The organism is Streptomyces cyaneofuscatus, from assembly GCF_033109485.1.
Taxonomy (GTDB): Bacteria; Actinomycetota; Actinomycetes; order Streptomycetales; family Streptomycetaceae; genus Streptomyces; species Streptomyces cyaneofuscatus.
In genome coordinates, this window is record NZ_CP137002.1 from 2,503,657 (window position 1) to 2,517,184 (window position 13,528).

The 13,528-nt window shown below is 70.9% G+C and carries 11 protein-coding genes and 1 riboswitch; of the genes, 8 read left to right on the top strand and 3 right to left on the bottom strand.

The window, feature by feature from the left end; translation table 11 throughout:
* Nucleotides 1-143 precede the first annotated feature (143 nt).
* Genes R2B67_RS10435 through R2B67_RS10445 form a run of 3 tightly spaced genes read right to left on the bottom strand, consistent with a single transcriptional unit; the run spans nt 144 to nt 2,640 of the window.
* Nucleotides 144-1,265 (bottom strand): lysylphosphatidylglycerol synthase domain-containing protein, encoded by a 1,122-nt coding sequence (locus tag R2B67_RS10435; RefSeq protein WP_317817427.1) that lies wholly within the window; start codon nt 1,263-1,265, stop codon nt 144-146.
* Nucleotides 1,262-2,290 carry a glycosyltransferase family 2 protein gene (locus tag R2B67_RS10440; RefSeq protein WP_317817428.1) on the bottom strand — a complete coding sequence of 343 codons (1,029 nt, stop codon included), beginning with the start codon at nt 2,288-2,290 and terminating at the stop codon, nt 1,262-1,264. The genes R2B67_RS10435 and R2B67_RS10440 overlap by 4 nt, the downstream gene beginning before the upstream one ends.
* A complete protein-coding gene (locus R2B67_RS10445) occupies nt 2,260-2,640 on the bottom strand; it encodes a hypothetical protein (RefSeq protein ID WP_018510056.1) in 381 nt (126 codons plus the stop codon). Before R2B67_RS10445 ends, R2B67_RS10440 begins: the two co-directional genes overlap by 31 nt.
* Nucleotides 2,641-3,156: 516 nt before the next feature.
* Here R2B67_RS10445 and R2B67_RS10450 point away from each other — a divergent pair.
* The 8 genes from R2B67_RS10450 (at nt 3,157) to R2B67_RS10485 (ending at nt 13,512) form a co-directional block, all read left to right on the top strand.
* Nucleotides 3,157-4,152: a helix-turn-helix transcriptional regulator gene (locus R2B67_RS10450; RefSeq protein ID WP_018510058.1), complete on the top strand. Its 996-nt coding sequence runs from the start codon at nt 3,157-3,159 to the stop codon at nt 4,150-4,152.
* 244 nt (nt 4,153-4,396) lie between these two features.
* Nucleotides 4,397-6,622, top strand: a complete 2,226-nt coding sequence (locus tag R2B67_RS10455) for a carbon starvation CstA family protein (protein ID WP_317817429.1) — start codon at nt 4,397-4,399, stop codon at nt 6,620-6,622.
* Nucleotides 6,619-6,822, top strand: coding sequence for a YbdD/YjiX family protein (locus R2B67_RS10460; RefSeq protein ID WP_018510060.1), 204 nt, complete (start codon nt 6,619-6,621; stop codon nt 6,820-6,822). Before R2B67_RS10455 ends, R2B67_RS10460 begins: the two co-directional genes overlap by 4 nt.
* Before the next feature lie 191 nt (nt 6,823-7,013).
* Nucleotides 7,014-7,136: riboswitch (cobalamin riboswitch) on the top strand.
* Between the two features lie 134 nt (nt 7,137-7,270).
* Complete coding sequence (locus R2B67_RS10465; protein ID WP_317817430.1) at nt 7,271-9,685, top strand: ribonucleoside-diphosphate reductase subunit alpha; 2,415 nt, start codon at nt 7,271-7,273, stop codon at nt 9,683-9,685.
* Nucleotides 9,685-10,704, top strand: a complete 1,020-nt coding sequence (locus tag R2B67_RS10470) for a ribonucleotide-diphosphate reductase subunit beta (RefSeq protein ID WP_018510062.1) — start codon at nt 9,685-9,687, stop codon at nt 10,702-10,704. The genes R2B67_RS10465 and R2B67_RS10470 overlap by 1 nt, the downstream gene beginning before the upstream one ends.
* Nucleotides 10,705-10,885: 181 nt before the next feature.
* The gene (locus R2B67_RS10475) at nt 10,886-11,857 is read left to right on the top strand and encodes an ABC transporter ATP-binding protein (protein WP_317817431.1); all 972 of its coding nucleotides are present in this window, start codon (nt 10,886-10,888) and stop codon (nt 11,855-11,857) included.
* Nucleotides 11,854-12,705, top strand: coding sequence for an ABC transporter permease (locus R2B67_RS10480; protein WP_317817432.1), 852 nt, complete (start codon nt 11,854-11,856; stop codon nt 12,703-12,705). The genes R2B67_RS10475 and R2B67_RS10480 overlap by 4 nt, the downstream gene beginning before the upstream one ends.
* Before the next feature lie 6 nt (nt 12,706-12,711).
* Nucleotides 12,712-13,512 (top strand): ABC transporter permease, encoded by an 801-nt coding sequence (locus tag R2B67_RS10485; protein ID WP_317817433.1) that lies wholly within the window; start codon nt 12,712-12,714, stop codon nt 13,510-13,512.
* Nucleotides 13,513-13,528: the final 16 nt, after the last annotated feature.

Sequence of the window (13,528 nt, forward strand, 5' to 3'; positions counted from 1 at the left end):
GCAGTCGTCCACGGTGATCAGCGGTGGCAGGCCGGTGACCGGGGGCGTGGTGTCGGAGGGCGGGAGCGTGGTGTCGGAAGGCGGGGGCGTGGTGTCGGAAGGCGGGAGCGTGGTGTCGGAGGGCGGGGGTGTTGCGGCGGTGGTCATGCGGCTCCTTCCTGGAGCGCGGGTCGGGGTGTGGGGAGGGGGCCCGCGGCGCGGGCCCAGAGCAGCGCTCCGCCGGTGGCGGCGACTTCGCTCAGCACGCAGACCAGCCGGCTGGCGATGACGGCGGCAGCCGCGGCGGAGAGCGGCATGACGGCGCTGAGGGGGCCGAGCAGGACGAGTTCGCGGGCGCCCCAGCCGTCGGGCAGGACGAAGGCGAGGCTTCCCGCGACGGTGGCGAGGGCGAAGCCGCCGACGCAGACGGGCAGGGAGAGGAGCGGCGGGGCGCCGAGGAGGACTGCGATGGCCCACAGGTGGAGCCCGGAGACCGCCCAGGAGGCGCAGGCCCAGCCGATGGAGGCGCGCAGGGCCCGGGGGGAGGACGCGGCGGCCTGGGCGGGGCGCCGGGCCAGCCGCATGGTCCACGCGACCAGCCGGCCCACCCAGCCGGGCCGGACGACGGCCGCGGCGGCGAGCAGGACGAGGGGGGCGAAGACCCACGCGTGGGCGCCGAACACCGCCGGGGCGACCAGGAGTCCGGCGGCGGCGCCGGTGGTCATGCCGATGACGAGGCCGAGCCCGAAGGCCGCGATCATCCGCTCGGGGGCGATGCCGAGGGTCTTGCCGAGCTGGACGTGGGCGAGGACGCCCCAGATCCGGCCGGGGACGAACTTGCTGATGACGCCGATGAAGAAGATCCGCGCGATGTCGGAGGTACGGGCCTTCGCGCCCTTGCCGCCCGCCTCCGCTCCCCCGTCCACGACGAGGACCCGCCAGGAGAGCATCGACAGGACGAGTCCGGCCGCGTTGGCGAGGAGGGCGGCCGTCAGCAGCAGCACGCCCCCGGGCCGTCCGGCCGCCTGCGCCATCTCCGTACCGGCTCCGCGCAGCGAACCGCCCACGGCGAAGCAGGTCGCCACGATCAGGACGAGCGCGGCGGTGAGCCGGAGGAGCCGGGCCCGCCGGGACGGCCGTACGGGGGCGGCCTCGGGCACACCGTCGCCCGGGAGGGCGTCGGGCACAACGTCGCCCGGGACGGCCTCGGCGGCACCGCCACTCGGGACGGCCTCGACGGCCTCAGCGCTCCCGGCCGTACCCTCGTCCCGCGTCGCCGTGCTCATGGCGCGACCACCGCCGACCGCCGGTCCCCGCGGCGCCGGACGGAGGGGCCGAAGCCCGGGTCCACCAGCCAGCGGACGCCCCCGAGGACCGCGCCGAGGACCAGGGCCAGGTGCACCGCGAAGTGCAGGGCGGTGAAGCGGAGGAGGAAGGGCCACCCCTCGCGGCGGGCCACGAAGCGGGAGAGCTCCACGTCCGCCAGGGCGAAGGCCAGCGCGCAGGCCAGGGGCACCAGGAGCAGCCAGGGCGTCAGCAGCGCGAGCGGGAGCGTGGCGGGGACCAGGGCGGCGGCCAGGACTCCGCCCGTGCGGTTGGCCCGCAGCCCGCCGCCCCGGCGGCGCTCGACAGCGGCGACCGGGACGAGCAGCTGGGAGCGGCGGAACTGCTCGGCGAGCATCGGCAGCAGCCGGTCCACGTCGTCGTGGCGGCCGGTGACCCGCTCGCTGAGGCGGATGCGGTGGGTGGCGGCGAGGCGGTCGCTGTACTCCACGTCCTCGGAGTCCCGCAGGTTCTCGTCGAAGGGCCCGGTGGCCTCGAAGACGCGGCGTTCGATCGCGGCCAGGGCGAAGAAGGCGGTGCCCACCATCCCGGTGCTGCGCAGCCGCCAGAAGTGGGCGTGCAGGCAGTGGTAGACCTCCACCGGCCCGTCGTCGAAGAGCGGTTCGGGGTCGAGCACCCCGTGGACGCAGCCGGTCTCCGGATCGGCGCCCAGCAGGGCGACCGCGTTCTCGATCGCGTCGGGGGCCAGCGCGATGTCGGAGTCGAGGAAGAACAGGATCTCGCCGCGCGAGGCGGCGACGCCGAGGTTGCGGGCGGCGGAGACGCCCCCGTTGTCGGGGCGGGCCACGAGGACGCAGGGGAATTCCCGGGCGATGTCGCGGGAGGAGTCGGTGCTGGCGTCGTCCACGACCACCACGTCCAGCGGGCGCAGGGTCTGGGCGAAGACGGATTCCAGACAGGCCCGCAGGGTCTTCTCGTAGTTGTGGTTCGGGATGATCACGGACACGGTGGGGTGCTCCCGTGACATGGCGGGTCGGGTCCTTTCCGTTCGGGCAGGCGGTGCAGGTCCGGGCGGCCGAGGACCGCGAGGTGCCAGCCCCTGGCGCCGGGGTCGGCGGCCAGGGAGGCGAGGAGGAAATCCAGGGCGGCCAGTTCGGCGTGGAGGGGGTCGGAGTCCTCCATGTAGAGAGCGGCGCGGACGGTCCGGCCGAGGTACGAGGCGGCGTACAGGTGGGCCGGGCGCGGACCGTCCGGGCCAGGTCGCCGCGTCCTCGCTCCGGTGCAGGAGGCCCGCAGCCGACGGGCCAGTTCGCGGGCGGTCCAGGCGGCGGGCTCCGGGGACTCGGTCCGCACCAGCAGCGCGGTCACCAGGTACACGGAGGAGGTTCCCTTCTCCCCGGGTCACCCCCAGGAGAAGCCGCTCCGGGTGGCGGGGCCGACCGTGGCCAGGAGCACCGGGGCCAGGGCGCAGGCCAGGGCGATGCGGAGGGAGAACGTACGGAATGCCTGCATGTGGGGCTCCTTCTCGACAACAGCGGGTGCATGTCTGAGCACGGCCTGAGCATGGCGTCGCGGGGGTCCAGGGGTCACGCCCTGCCGGTGGCCGGGAGTTACCGGCAGCAGGCTGCCAGCGCCCGCCGCGCCGCACATGCCCCCGTCACCTGCGGCGACGCCTCGCTGGCAGCCGGTGGCCAGGCACCAAGAGGCCACACCTTCACCACGGGATGTTCACACTCCGGACAGTGCCAGCCCGACCGCATGGCGCATTCCATCCCATGGACTTGGTCTATACCTGTCCGGCCCTTGCGGCTTAAACTCGCGCCGGTGCCGATGCGGGGACCCGGCCCGGCAGCGGCGTTCAGGTGCGGCGTGACATCGGCGGGGGAGCCAGAGATGTTTCAGGTACTGGGGTTGGACGCACGGACGGAGCTCGTGTACCGGCTCGTCCTGGAGGAACCGGAGCTGCGGCTCGACCAGATCGTCGCGCGGCTGGGCCGCAGCGAGCAGGACGTGCGCGACGCCCTCGACCGGCTCGCCGAACTCTGCCTGCTGGACAACCGCGACGACCGCTCCGCCGCCGGCGATCCGCCGGTCTTCCGCGCCCTGGACCCGGCCGCCAGCCTGCCCTTCCTGCTCTCCCGGCGGGAAGCCGAACTGGCGCGCCAGCAGCGGGGCCTGGAGGTCGCCCGGGACGCGGTCTCCGCGCTCGCCGCCCACAGCGGCCGGGGGGTACGGCGCGGGTTCGACGTCATCAAGCGGCTGGAGGGGCTCGACGCCGTACGGGAGCGGCTGACCGAACTCGCCGAACTGGCCAGGACCGAGTGCCTCTCCCTGCTGCCCGGCGGCGCCCAGGCCCCCGACACCCTGGCGGCCAGCAAGCCGCTCGACCAGCAGGCCCTGGAGCGCGGCGTCCGCATCCGCTCGATCTACCAGGACAGCTTCCGCAACGACCCGGACACCCTGCGGTACGTGAACTGGATCGGCGGACTCGGCGCCGAGAGCCGTACGTTACCCACGCTGCCGCTCATCATGGTCGTGGTCGACGCCGAGGTGGCCCTCGTCCCGCTCGACCCCGACGACGGCCGGGCCGGCGCGCTGGAGCTGCGCAGCAAGGGGGCCGTCCTGGTCGCCCGGCTGCTGTTCGAGAGCCTCTGGACCGCCGCCACCCCGCTAGGCGCCCGGCCGCCCGTGGACAGCGACGGTCTGACCCCGCAGGAGGGCGAGCTGCTCTCCCTCCTGGCCCAGGGGCACACGGACGCCACCGCCGCCCGCCGCCTGGGGGTCTCGCTGCGGACCGTCCGCCGGATGAACGCGGAGCTGACCGCCCGCATGGACGCCCGCAGCCGCTTCCAGGCCGGAGCGGAGGCGGCCCGTCGGGGCTGGGTCTGACGCCCGGCCCTCTCTCCCCACTTGGATCACGTGAACATCCTTGAGGATCGCGTGAATTTCCTCCGGTCACGCGTGAACCGATCCCCCTCACCATCCGTGCCTCAACCGCGAAACCACGGCGGTGCGGGGCCGCGCGACACCGGTGACACCTGACCGGAATGCGGACAGGGGTTCCGGAGAGAGCCCACGAGCCCCTAGATTTCGCGCACGTTACGACAGTGATCACGCGAGGGGACGGATCGAAATGCCGGAATCGCCCACACCAGCACCACCGGTTCCACAAGCACCGGGACGGCGGACACTGTCCCCGAAGTCCATAGCCGTATGGAGCCTGGTCGGCCTGGTCGGCGCGATCGGCTGGGCCACCCTCGCGCTCTCGCGGGGTGAGGAGGTCTCCGCCGCCTGGATGCTGGCGGCGGCGCTGGGCTCGTACGCCATCGCCTACCGCTTCTACTCCCGGTTCATCGCCAACCGGGTCCTGAAGGCGGACAAGAACCGCGCGACGCCGGCCGAAAGGCTGGACAACGGGGTGGACTTCCACCCCACCGACCGCCGCGTCCTCTTCGGCCACCACTTCGCCGCCATCGCGGGCGCGGGCCCGCTGGTCGGCCCGGTGCTCGCCGCGCAGATGGGCTATCTGCCCGGCACGATCTGGCTCGTCGTCGGCGTCATCTTCGCCGGTGCCGTCCAGGACATGGTGACGCTCTTCTTCTCCACCCGCCGCAACGGCCGCTCCCTCGGCCAGATGGCGCGCGACGAGATAGGTCCGGTCGGCGGGATCGCCGCGCTGATCGCCGTCTTCATCATCATGATCATCCTGCTCGCGGTCCTCGCGCTGGTCATCGTGAACGCGCTCGCCCACTCGCCGTGGGGCGTCTTCTCCATCGGCATGACGATCCCGATCGCGCTCTTCATGGGCGTCTATCTGCGCATCCTGCGGCCCGGCAAGGTCAGTGAGGTCTCCCTCATCGGCGTCGCGCTGCTGCTCCTCGCGATCGTCGCGGGCGGCTGGGTCGCCGAGTCGTCGTGGGCGGACTTCTTCACGCTGGAGCCGGGCACGCTGGTCATCTGGATGATCGTGTACGGGTTCCTCGCCTCCGTGCTCCCCGTGTGGCTGCTGCTGGCCCCGCGCGACTACCTCTCCACCTTCATGAAGGTCGGCACGATCGCCCTGCTGGCCCTCGGCGTCATCGTCGCGCTGCCGACCCTGAAGATGCCCGCGGTCACCGACTTCGCCTCCAGCGGCTCGGGCCCGGTCTTCGCCGGCTCGATGTTCCCGTTCGTCTTCATCACCATCGCCTGCGGCGCGCTCTCCGGTTTCCACTCCCTGGTCTCCTCCGGCACCACGCCGAAGATGGTCCAGAAGGAGACGCAGATCCGGATGATCGGCTACGGCGCCATGCTGGTCGAGTCGTTCGTGGCGATCATGGCGATGATCGCGGCCTGCATCATCGACCCGGGCCTCTACTTCGCCATCAACGCGCCGGTCGGCGTGATCGGCGACAGCGTCCAGTCCGCCTCCCAGGCCGTGGCCAACTTCGGCTTCACCATCACCCCGGACGCCCTGGCCCAGGCCGCGAAGGACGTCGAGGAGGGAAGCCTGCTCTCCCGGACCGGCGGTGCGCCGACCTTCGCGCTCGGCATGGCGGAGATCTTCTCCGCGGTGATCGGCGGAACCGCGATGAAGGCGTTCTGGTACCACTTCGCCATCATGTTCGAGGCGCTCTTCATCCTCACCACCGTGGACGCCGGCACCCGCGTCGGGCGCTTCATGCTCCAGGACATGCTGGGCAACGCCTACAAGCCGTTCCGCGAGGTCTCCTGGAAGCCGGGCGTCTGGTTCGCCAGCGCCGTCGTGGTCGGCGGCTGGGGCTACTTCCTCTGGGTCGGCGTGCACGACCCGCTGGGCGGCATCAACCAGCTCTTCCCGCTCTTCGGCATCGCCAACCAGCTGCTGGCCGCCGTCGCGCTGGCCGTCTGCACCACGCTGCTCGTCAAGTCCGGCCGCCTGAAGTGGGCGTGGGTCACCGCCGTACCGCTCGCCTGGGACGTGGCGGTCACCCTCACCGCGAGCTGGCAGAAGATCTTCTCGCCGGACGTGAAGGTCGGCTTCTTCGCCCAGCGCGACAAGTACCAGGCGGGCATCGACGCGGGCGAGGTGCTGGCCCCGGCCAAGAACATGGACGACATGCGGACCGTCGTCACCAACTCCACCGTCGACGGGGTGCTGTGCGCGCTCTTCGCGCTCCTCATCATCGTGGTGCTCGTGGACGCCGGCCGGGTCTGCTACAAGGCCATCCGCGACCCGGAGAGCGTCAAGCTGCACGAGACGCCGTTCGTCCAGTCCAAGTTCGTCGCCCCGGCCTCGATCTTCGCCACCAAGGAGGAGAAGGCCGAACTGGTCGAAGCCGGCGTCGGCCCCGAAGGCGGCATCCGCAAGGAGTCGGCGGGAACGGGGAGCCGGACATGACCCTCGCGGACGTACGGCGGGTGGCGGGACGGATCCGCTGGTACGTCCGGGAGCTGACCGGCGAGTCGACGTACGACCGCTATGTGGCGCACGCGAGGGCCCACGATCCGGACACTCCGGTGATGGACCGCCGCGCCTTCGAACACAGCCGCACGGACGCCCGTGAGGCGGACCCCCGCGAGGGCTTCCGCTGCTGCTGAGCACCACCGGCCGATCGGGGCCGTCGCACCCCTCCCAGGGGCGCGACGGCCCCTTTTCGTGCCCGCGCGAGGGGGCCCCTGCGCCTGGCCGATACGGAAAAAGCCGGGCGAAGAAGCCAGACCGCCATACCGACATCTGTTCACGCCGACACAACATGTGGGGGCTTCCTCATCGAGCGCCCCCCACATGTATGCTCGACCTCGCTGTCGCCGCAGGGGAATCCGGTGCGAATCCGGAACTGTCCCGCAACGGTGTGATCAGTGTGCTTTTGCACACCCGAAGTCCGAAGACCTGTCGACAGTGCGTCCGGCTCGACCGAACCGGATGCCAGACGTCCGGGCCTCGCGGATGGGCCGGTGGACGCCGTGAGCAGTGCTGCCTTCACAGGCCTCGTGCTGCCCGGCTCCCCGCTCGCCGCCGGCCCCCAGCCGAGCGAGGGAAAGCCCAGTGACCATCGCGCCCGCCGATCCGGTTTCAGCCACCGAATCCGCTGCCTCCACCACGTCCGGCGAAGGCACGAACGACGGACCCGGGACCGCCCTGCTGCGGACCCTGACCGACCTCACCGTCGATCTGCCCGACACCGACCCCGGACGGGTCGCCGCCTCCGCGCTGCGCGGGCGCAACGCCCGCTCCGACGAGGCCGAGCTGCGCTCGCTGGCCACCGAGGCGGCGGCGGGCCTGATCTCCGAGGACCCGGCGTACTCCAAACTCGCCGCCCGGCTGCTGACCCGTACGATCGCCGACGAGGCGGCGGGCCAGGGCGCCACGTCCTTCTCCGCCTCCGTCGCGGTCGGCCACCGCGAGGGCCTGATCGCGGACCGCACCGCCGCCTTCGTGGAGCTGCACGCCAAGGCGCTGGACGAGCTGGTCGAGCGGACGCTGGCCGAGGGCGCGGACGACCGCTTCGGCTACTTCGGTCTCCGTACGCTGCACAGCCGCTACCTGCTGCGCCACCCGATCACCCGCCAGGTCATCGAGACCCCGCAGCACTTCATGCTGCGCGTGGCCGCGGGCCTCGCCGAGGACGACTCGGTGCGCGCGCTGGACGAGGTCGCCGCGCTCTACGGGCTGATGAGCAAGCTGGACTACCTCCCCTCCTCCCCCACGCTCTTCAACTCCGGCACCCGGCACCCGCAGATGTCCTCCTGCTACCTGCTGGACTCGCCCAAGGACGAGCTGGACTCGATCTACGACCGCTACCACCAGGTGGCGCGCCTGTCGAAGCACGCGGGCGGCATCGGCCTCTCCTACTCCCGTATCCGCGCGCGTGGTTCGCTGATCCGGGGCACCAACGGGCACTCCAACGGCATCGTGCCGTTCCTCAAGACGCTGGACGCCTCGGTGGCGGCGGTGAACCAGGGCGGCCGGCGCAAGGGCGCGGCGGCGGTCTACCTGGAGACCTGGCACGCCGACATCGAGGAGTTCCTGGAGCTCCGCGACAACACCGGTGAGGACCAGCGCCGTACGCACAACCTGAACCTGGCGCACTGGATCCCGGACGAGTTCATGCGCCGGGTCGACGCGGACACCGAGTGGTCGCTCTTCTCCCCCGCCGAGGTCCCCGAGCTGGTCGACCTGTGGGGCGACGAGTTCGACGCGGCCTACCGCGCGGCCGAGGCCAAGGGCCTGGCCCGCAAGACCATGCCGGCGCGTGAGCTGTACGGCCGGATGATGCGGACCCTCGCGCAGACCGGCCAGGGCTGGATGACGTTCAAGGACGCCTCCAACCGGACCGCCAACCAGACCGCCGAGCCGGGCCGGGTCGTGCACTCCTCGAACCTGTGCACGGAGATCCTGGAGGTCACCAACGACGGCGAGACGGCCGTCTGCAACCTCGGCTCGGTCAACCTGGGCGCCTTCGTGGCGAACGGCTCGATCGACTGGGAGCGCCTGGACTCCACGGTCCGCACCGCGGTCACCTTCCTCGACCGGGTCGTCGACATCAACTTCTACCCGACCGAGCAGGCCGGGAACTCCAACTCCCGCTGGCGGCCGGTCGGCCTGGGCGCCATGGGCCTCCAGGACGTCTTCTTCCAGCTGCGCCTGCCCTTCGACTCTCCGCAGGCCCGCGCGCTCTCCACGAAGATCTCCGAGCGCATCATGCTGGCCGCGTACGAGGCGTCCTGCGACCTCGCCGAGCGCTCGGGCCCGCTGCCCGCGTGGTCGGAGACGCGTGCCGCGCGCGGTGTGCTGCACCCCGACCACTACGACACCGAGCTGAACTGGCCGGAGCGCTGGGACGCGCTGCGCGCCCGCGTCGCCAAGACCGGCATGCGCAACTCCCTGCTCCTGGCCATCGCGCCGACCGCCACGATCGCCTCGATCGCCGGTGTGTACGAGTGCATCGAGCCGCAGGTCTCCAACCTGTTCAAGCGCGAGACGCTCAGCGGTGAGTTCCTCCAGGTCAACGGCTACCTGGTGGACGAGCTGAAGAAGCTCGGCGTGTGGGACGCCCGCACCCGTGAGGCGCTGCGCGAGGCCAGCGGCTCCGTGCAGGGCTTCGCCTGGATCCCCGAGGACGTGCGGGCGCTGTACCGCACGGCGTGGGAGATCCCGCAGCGCGGTCTGATCGACATGGCGGCGGCCCGTACGCCGTTCCTCGACCAGAGCCAGTCGCTCAACCTGTTCCTGGAGACGCCGACGATCGGCAAGCTCTCCTCGATGTACGCGTACGCCTGGAAGCAGGGGCTGAAGACGACGTACTACCTGCGTTCGCGCCCGGCGACCCGGATCGCCCGTGCCGCGTCCGGTCAGGCGTCGGCCGCAGCCCCCATTCCCGTACAGCAGGCGTCGGCTCCCGACGCGGACGCCATCGCCTGCTCTCTTGAGAACCCCGAGTCCTGCGAGGCCTGCCAGTAATGAGCACCACCAACGAAGAGAAGAACCTGCTCGACCCGGGATTCGAGCTGACCCTGCGTCCCATGCGCTACCCGGACTTCTACGAGCGCTACCGGGACGCGATCAAGAACACCTGGACCGTGGAGGAGGTCGACCTCCACTCGGACGTCGCCGACCTCGCGAAGCTGTCGCCGGGTGAGCAGCACATGATCGGCCGCCTCGTCGCCTTCTTCGCGACGGGCGACTCGATCGTCTCGAACAACCTCGTGCTGACGCTGTACAAGCACATCAACTCCCCGGAGGCGCGGCTGTACCTGTCGCGGCAGCTCTTCGAGGAGGCCGTGCACGTCCAGTTCTATCTGACGCTGCTGGACACCTACCTGCCCGACCCGGACGACCGGGCGGCGGCGTTCGACGCGGTCGAGGAGATCCCCTCGATCCGTGAGAAGGCCCAGTTCTGCTTCAAGTGGATGGACTCGGTCGAGAAGATCGACCGGCTGGAGACGAAGGCCGACCGCCGCCGCTTCCTGCTGAACCTGATCTGCTTCGCGGCCTGCATCGAGGGGCTGTTCTTCTACGGTGCCTTCGCGTACGTGTACTGGTTCCGCTCGCGCGGCCTGCTGCACGGCCTCGCCACGGGCACCAACTGGGTGTTCCGTGACGAGACGATGCACATGAACTTCGCGTTCGAGGTCGTGGACACCGTCCGCAAGGAGGAGCCGGAGCTCTTCGACGACGCGCTTCAGCAGCAGGTCACGGACATGCTGAAGGAGGCCGTCGAGGCGGAGCTCCAGTTCGGTCGCGACCTGTGCGGCGAGGGCCTGCCGGGCATGAACACCGAGTCGATGCGCCAGTACCTGGAGTGCGTCGCCGACCAGCGGCTCGCCCGCCTGGGCTTCCCGACGGTGTACGGCTCGGAGAACCCGTTCTCGTTCATGGAGCTCCAGGGCGTCCAGGAGCTGACGAACTTCTTCGAGCGCCGCCCGTCCGCCTACCAGGTGGCGGTGGAGGGCTCGGTCGGGTTCGACGACGACTTCTAGGCCCGCTCCGGAACCTGAAAGGCCCCACCGTGCCGCTGAGCACGGTGGGGCCTTCCGCGTCCCCTGACGGCATGACGAGAACCGGCCGAACGGAAAACACTTGGACTAGACCAAGCCTCGGCGTGCACACTCTCAGATCGATCACGCCCGACCGGGCCCGGATCGCTCCAGAGAGGCGGACATGCCCGTCATAGAAGTGGCAGACCTCGTCCAGGAGTTCAGCCGACCCACACGGCAGGAGGGCCGCTTCGCGGGTCTCCGTACGCTGCTGACGCGTGAGCAGACCGTCAAGCGTGCGGTCGACGGCGTGAACTTCACGGTCCAGCAGGGCGAGATGGTCGGCTATCTCGGCCCCAACGGTGCGGGGAAGTCCACCACCATCAAGATGCTCACCGGCATCCTCGTCCCCACCTCCGGCACGGTCACGGTCGCCGGTGCCACGCCCTGGCGGGACCGGTCCCGCAACGCCCGCCGGATAGGCGTGGTCTTCGGCCAGCGCAGCCAGCTCTGGTGGGACCTGCCCCTGCGCGACTCGCTCTGGCTGATCGGCCGTCTCTACGACGTGCCGGAGGCCCGGTTCCGGGAGAGGCAGCGGCAGTTCAGCGAGGTGCTCGACCTCGGTCCGTTTCTCGACACCCCCGTCCGCCAGCTCTCCCTGGGCCAGCGGATGCGCGGCGACCTCGCCGCCGCGATGCTCTACGACCCGGACATCCTCTACCTGGACGAGCCGACCGTCGGGCTCGACGTCATCGCCAAGGAGCGGATACGCACCTTCGTCGGGGAGCTGAACCGGGAATCGGGCACCACGGTCGTCCTCACCACCCACGACCTCGACGACGTCGAGGAACTCTGCGACCGGATCATCCTCATCGACCACGGCAAGGTGGCCTACGACGGCGCGGTGGACGAGCTGAAGGCCCGCTACGCGCCGCACCGCGAACTCGTCGTGCAGACCGACCGGCTGGAGAGCGTCGAGGGCGCGGAGGTCGTCCGCCGGGAGGACGGCAGGGTGTGGCTGCGCTTCGACCCCGTACGCACTCCGCCCGCCGAACTGGTGGCGGCGGTGCTGGCACAGCACCGGGTGACCGACCTCTCGATCGTGGAACCCGAGCTGGAGAGCGTCATCCACCGGATCTACGCGGACCGCGGATGACCGCGCCGACGACGGCCCCCACGATGAAGACGGCTACGAAGCAGCCACTCAGCAGGCCGCTCCGTGCCTATCTCGCCTGTGCCCGGATGGAGTTCCGCGCCGCCCTCACCTACCGGACGGCCTATCTGTCGTCCTTCGTGATGATGCTCCTCCAGATCTGGCTGCTGACGGTGGTCTGGAAGGCCCTCTACGACGGCCGTGCGGAGGTGGACGGACTCGGTCTCACCACCATGACGGCGTATGCGACGCTGACGACGCTCCAGTACCAGCTGGTCAGCCCGTGGCGGTCCTCCCCCATCGACCAGCGGGTACGGGAGGGCAAGGTCGCCGTGGACCTGCTGCGGCCCATCGGCTTCCCCGGCCAGATGCTCGCCGGCCAGCTCGGGTGGGCATCGGCCGCCGTCCCGGTCCTGCTGGTGGCCCTGCCGTTCGCACTGCTGATCGGCGCGGGCCAGGCACCCCCCTCGGCGGCCGCGGGGCTCGCCTACCCCGTGGCCCTGCTCGGCGCCCTGCTCGTGAACCAGCTGCTCGGGCTGCTGCTCGGCATGGTCTCCTTCTGGACCCTGGAGGTGAGCGGCGCCCTCATGGCCTACCGCTTCGTCGCCCAGTTCTTCTCCGGGGCCCTGGTCCCGCTGTGGTTCATGCCAGGACCGGTCAGGGCAGCGGCGGAGTGGCTGCCCTTCCAGGCCACCGCGTACACGCCGGCGGCCGTCTACCTGGGCCAGGTCGAGGGTCCGGCCATCGTCGCCGCCCTCGGGGTCCAGCTCGCCTGGATCGCCGCGCTCGGCGCCCTGGCCGCGTTCGTCTGGTCGCGCGCCCGGCGCCGCGTCATGTCGCAGGGGGGATGAGGGGCGATGCGAGGTCCACGGGTCTATCTGCTGCTGGCCGGTGCGGCGTTCCGGGCCGAGTTCCAGTACCGGGGGAACCTGTTCATCAACATCATCGGCGGCCTGTTCTACCAGGGCGTCGGGCTGGCCTTCATCTGGGCGGTGCTGGACCGCTTCGGCCAGGTCGGCGGCTGGGGACTGGGCGAGATCGCCTTCCTCTACGGGATCAGGCTCACCGCCCACGGCCTGTGGCTGCTCCCCGGCCACCAGCTGATCCACGTCGACGAGGTCGTCATCGAGGGCGAGTACGACCGCTATCTCGTCCGCCCGGTGCCGCCGCTGGTCCAGCTCCTCACCCGCAGGGTGCGGCTGAGCTCGCTCGGCGACCTGGCGGGCGGTGTGGTCCTCCTGTCCATCGCCTCGTCCTCCGCACCGGTCGACTGGTCACCGGGAGCCGTCGGCTTCCTCCTGCTCGCCGTGGTGGGCGGTGCACTGGTGGAAGGTTCCCTGCAACTGGCCGCCTCCGCCCTGGTCTTCAGGATGAAGCGGGTCTCCCCCATCAAGTTTGCCATCGACATGATCTTCAGCGACTTCGGCAACTACCCGCTGAAGATCTTCGGCCCGGTGGCCGGCTTCGGGCTGACCTTCGTCTTCCCGCTGGCCTTCGTCGCCTACCTGCCGGCGACCGTGCTGATGGACCGGGAGGAGGAACTCGCCGTACCGGAATGGCTCGCCTGGGGCGCCCCGGCCATCGGCGTCGTGCTCATGTACGCCGCGTACCGCTTCTGGGGGCGGCAGTCCCGCCACTACGAGAGCAGCGGGCACTGAACGGGGCTGGCGGGAC

What these genes read in the sequence shown, in the direction of transcription:
- R2B67_RS10435 (WP_317817427.1), bottom strand. Translation starts at nt 1,265, where the DNA reads ATGAGCACGGCGACGCGGGACGAGGGTACGGCCGGGAGCGCTGAGGCC.
- R2B67_RS10440 (WP_317817428.1), bottom strand. Translation starts at nt 2,290, where the DNA reads ATGTCACGGGAGCACCCCACCGTGTCCGTGATCATCCCGAACCACAAC.
- R2B67_RS10450 (WP_018510058.1), top strand. Translation starts at nt 3,157, where the DNA reads ATGTTTCAGGTACTGGGGTTGGACGCACGGACGGAGCTCGTGTACCGG.
- R2B67_RS10455 (WP_317817429.1), top strand. Translation starts at nt 4,397, where the DNA reads ATGCCGGAATCGCCCACACCAGCACCACCGGTTCCACAAGCACCGGGA.
- R2B67_RS10460 (WP_018510060.1), top strand. Translation starts at nt 6,619, where the DNA reads ATGACCCTCGCGGACGTACGGCGGGTGGCGGGACGGATCCGCTGGTAC.
- R2B67_RS10470 (WP_018510062.1), top strand. Translation starts at nt 9,685, where the DNA reads ATGAGCACCACCAACGAAGAGAAGAACCTGCTCGACCCGGGATTCGAG.
- R2B67_RS10475 (WP_317817431.1), top strand. Translation starts at nt 10,886, where the DNA reads ATGCCCGTCATAGAAGTGGCAGACCTCGTCCAGGAGTTCAGCCGACCC.
- R2B67_RS10480 (WP_317817432.1), top strand. Translation starts at nt 11,854, where the DNA reads ATGACCGCGCCGACGACGGCCCCCACGATGAAGACGGCTACGAAGCAG.
- R2B67_RS10485 (WP_317817433.1), top strand. Translation starts at nt 12,712, where the DNA reads ATGCGAGGTCCACGGGTCTATCTGCTGCTGGCCGGTGCGGCGTTCCGG.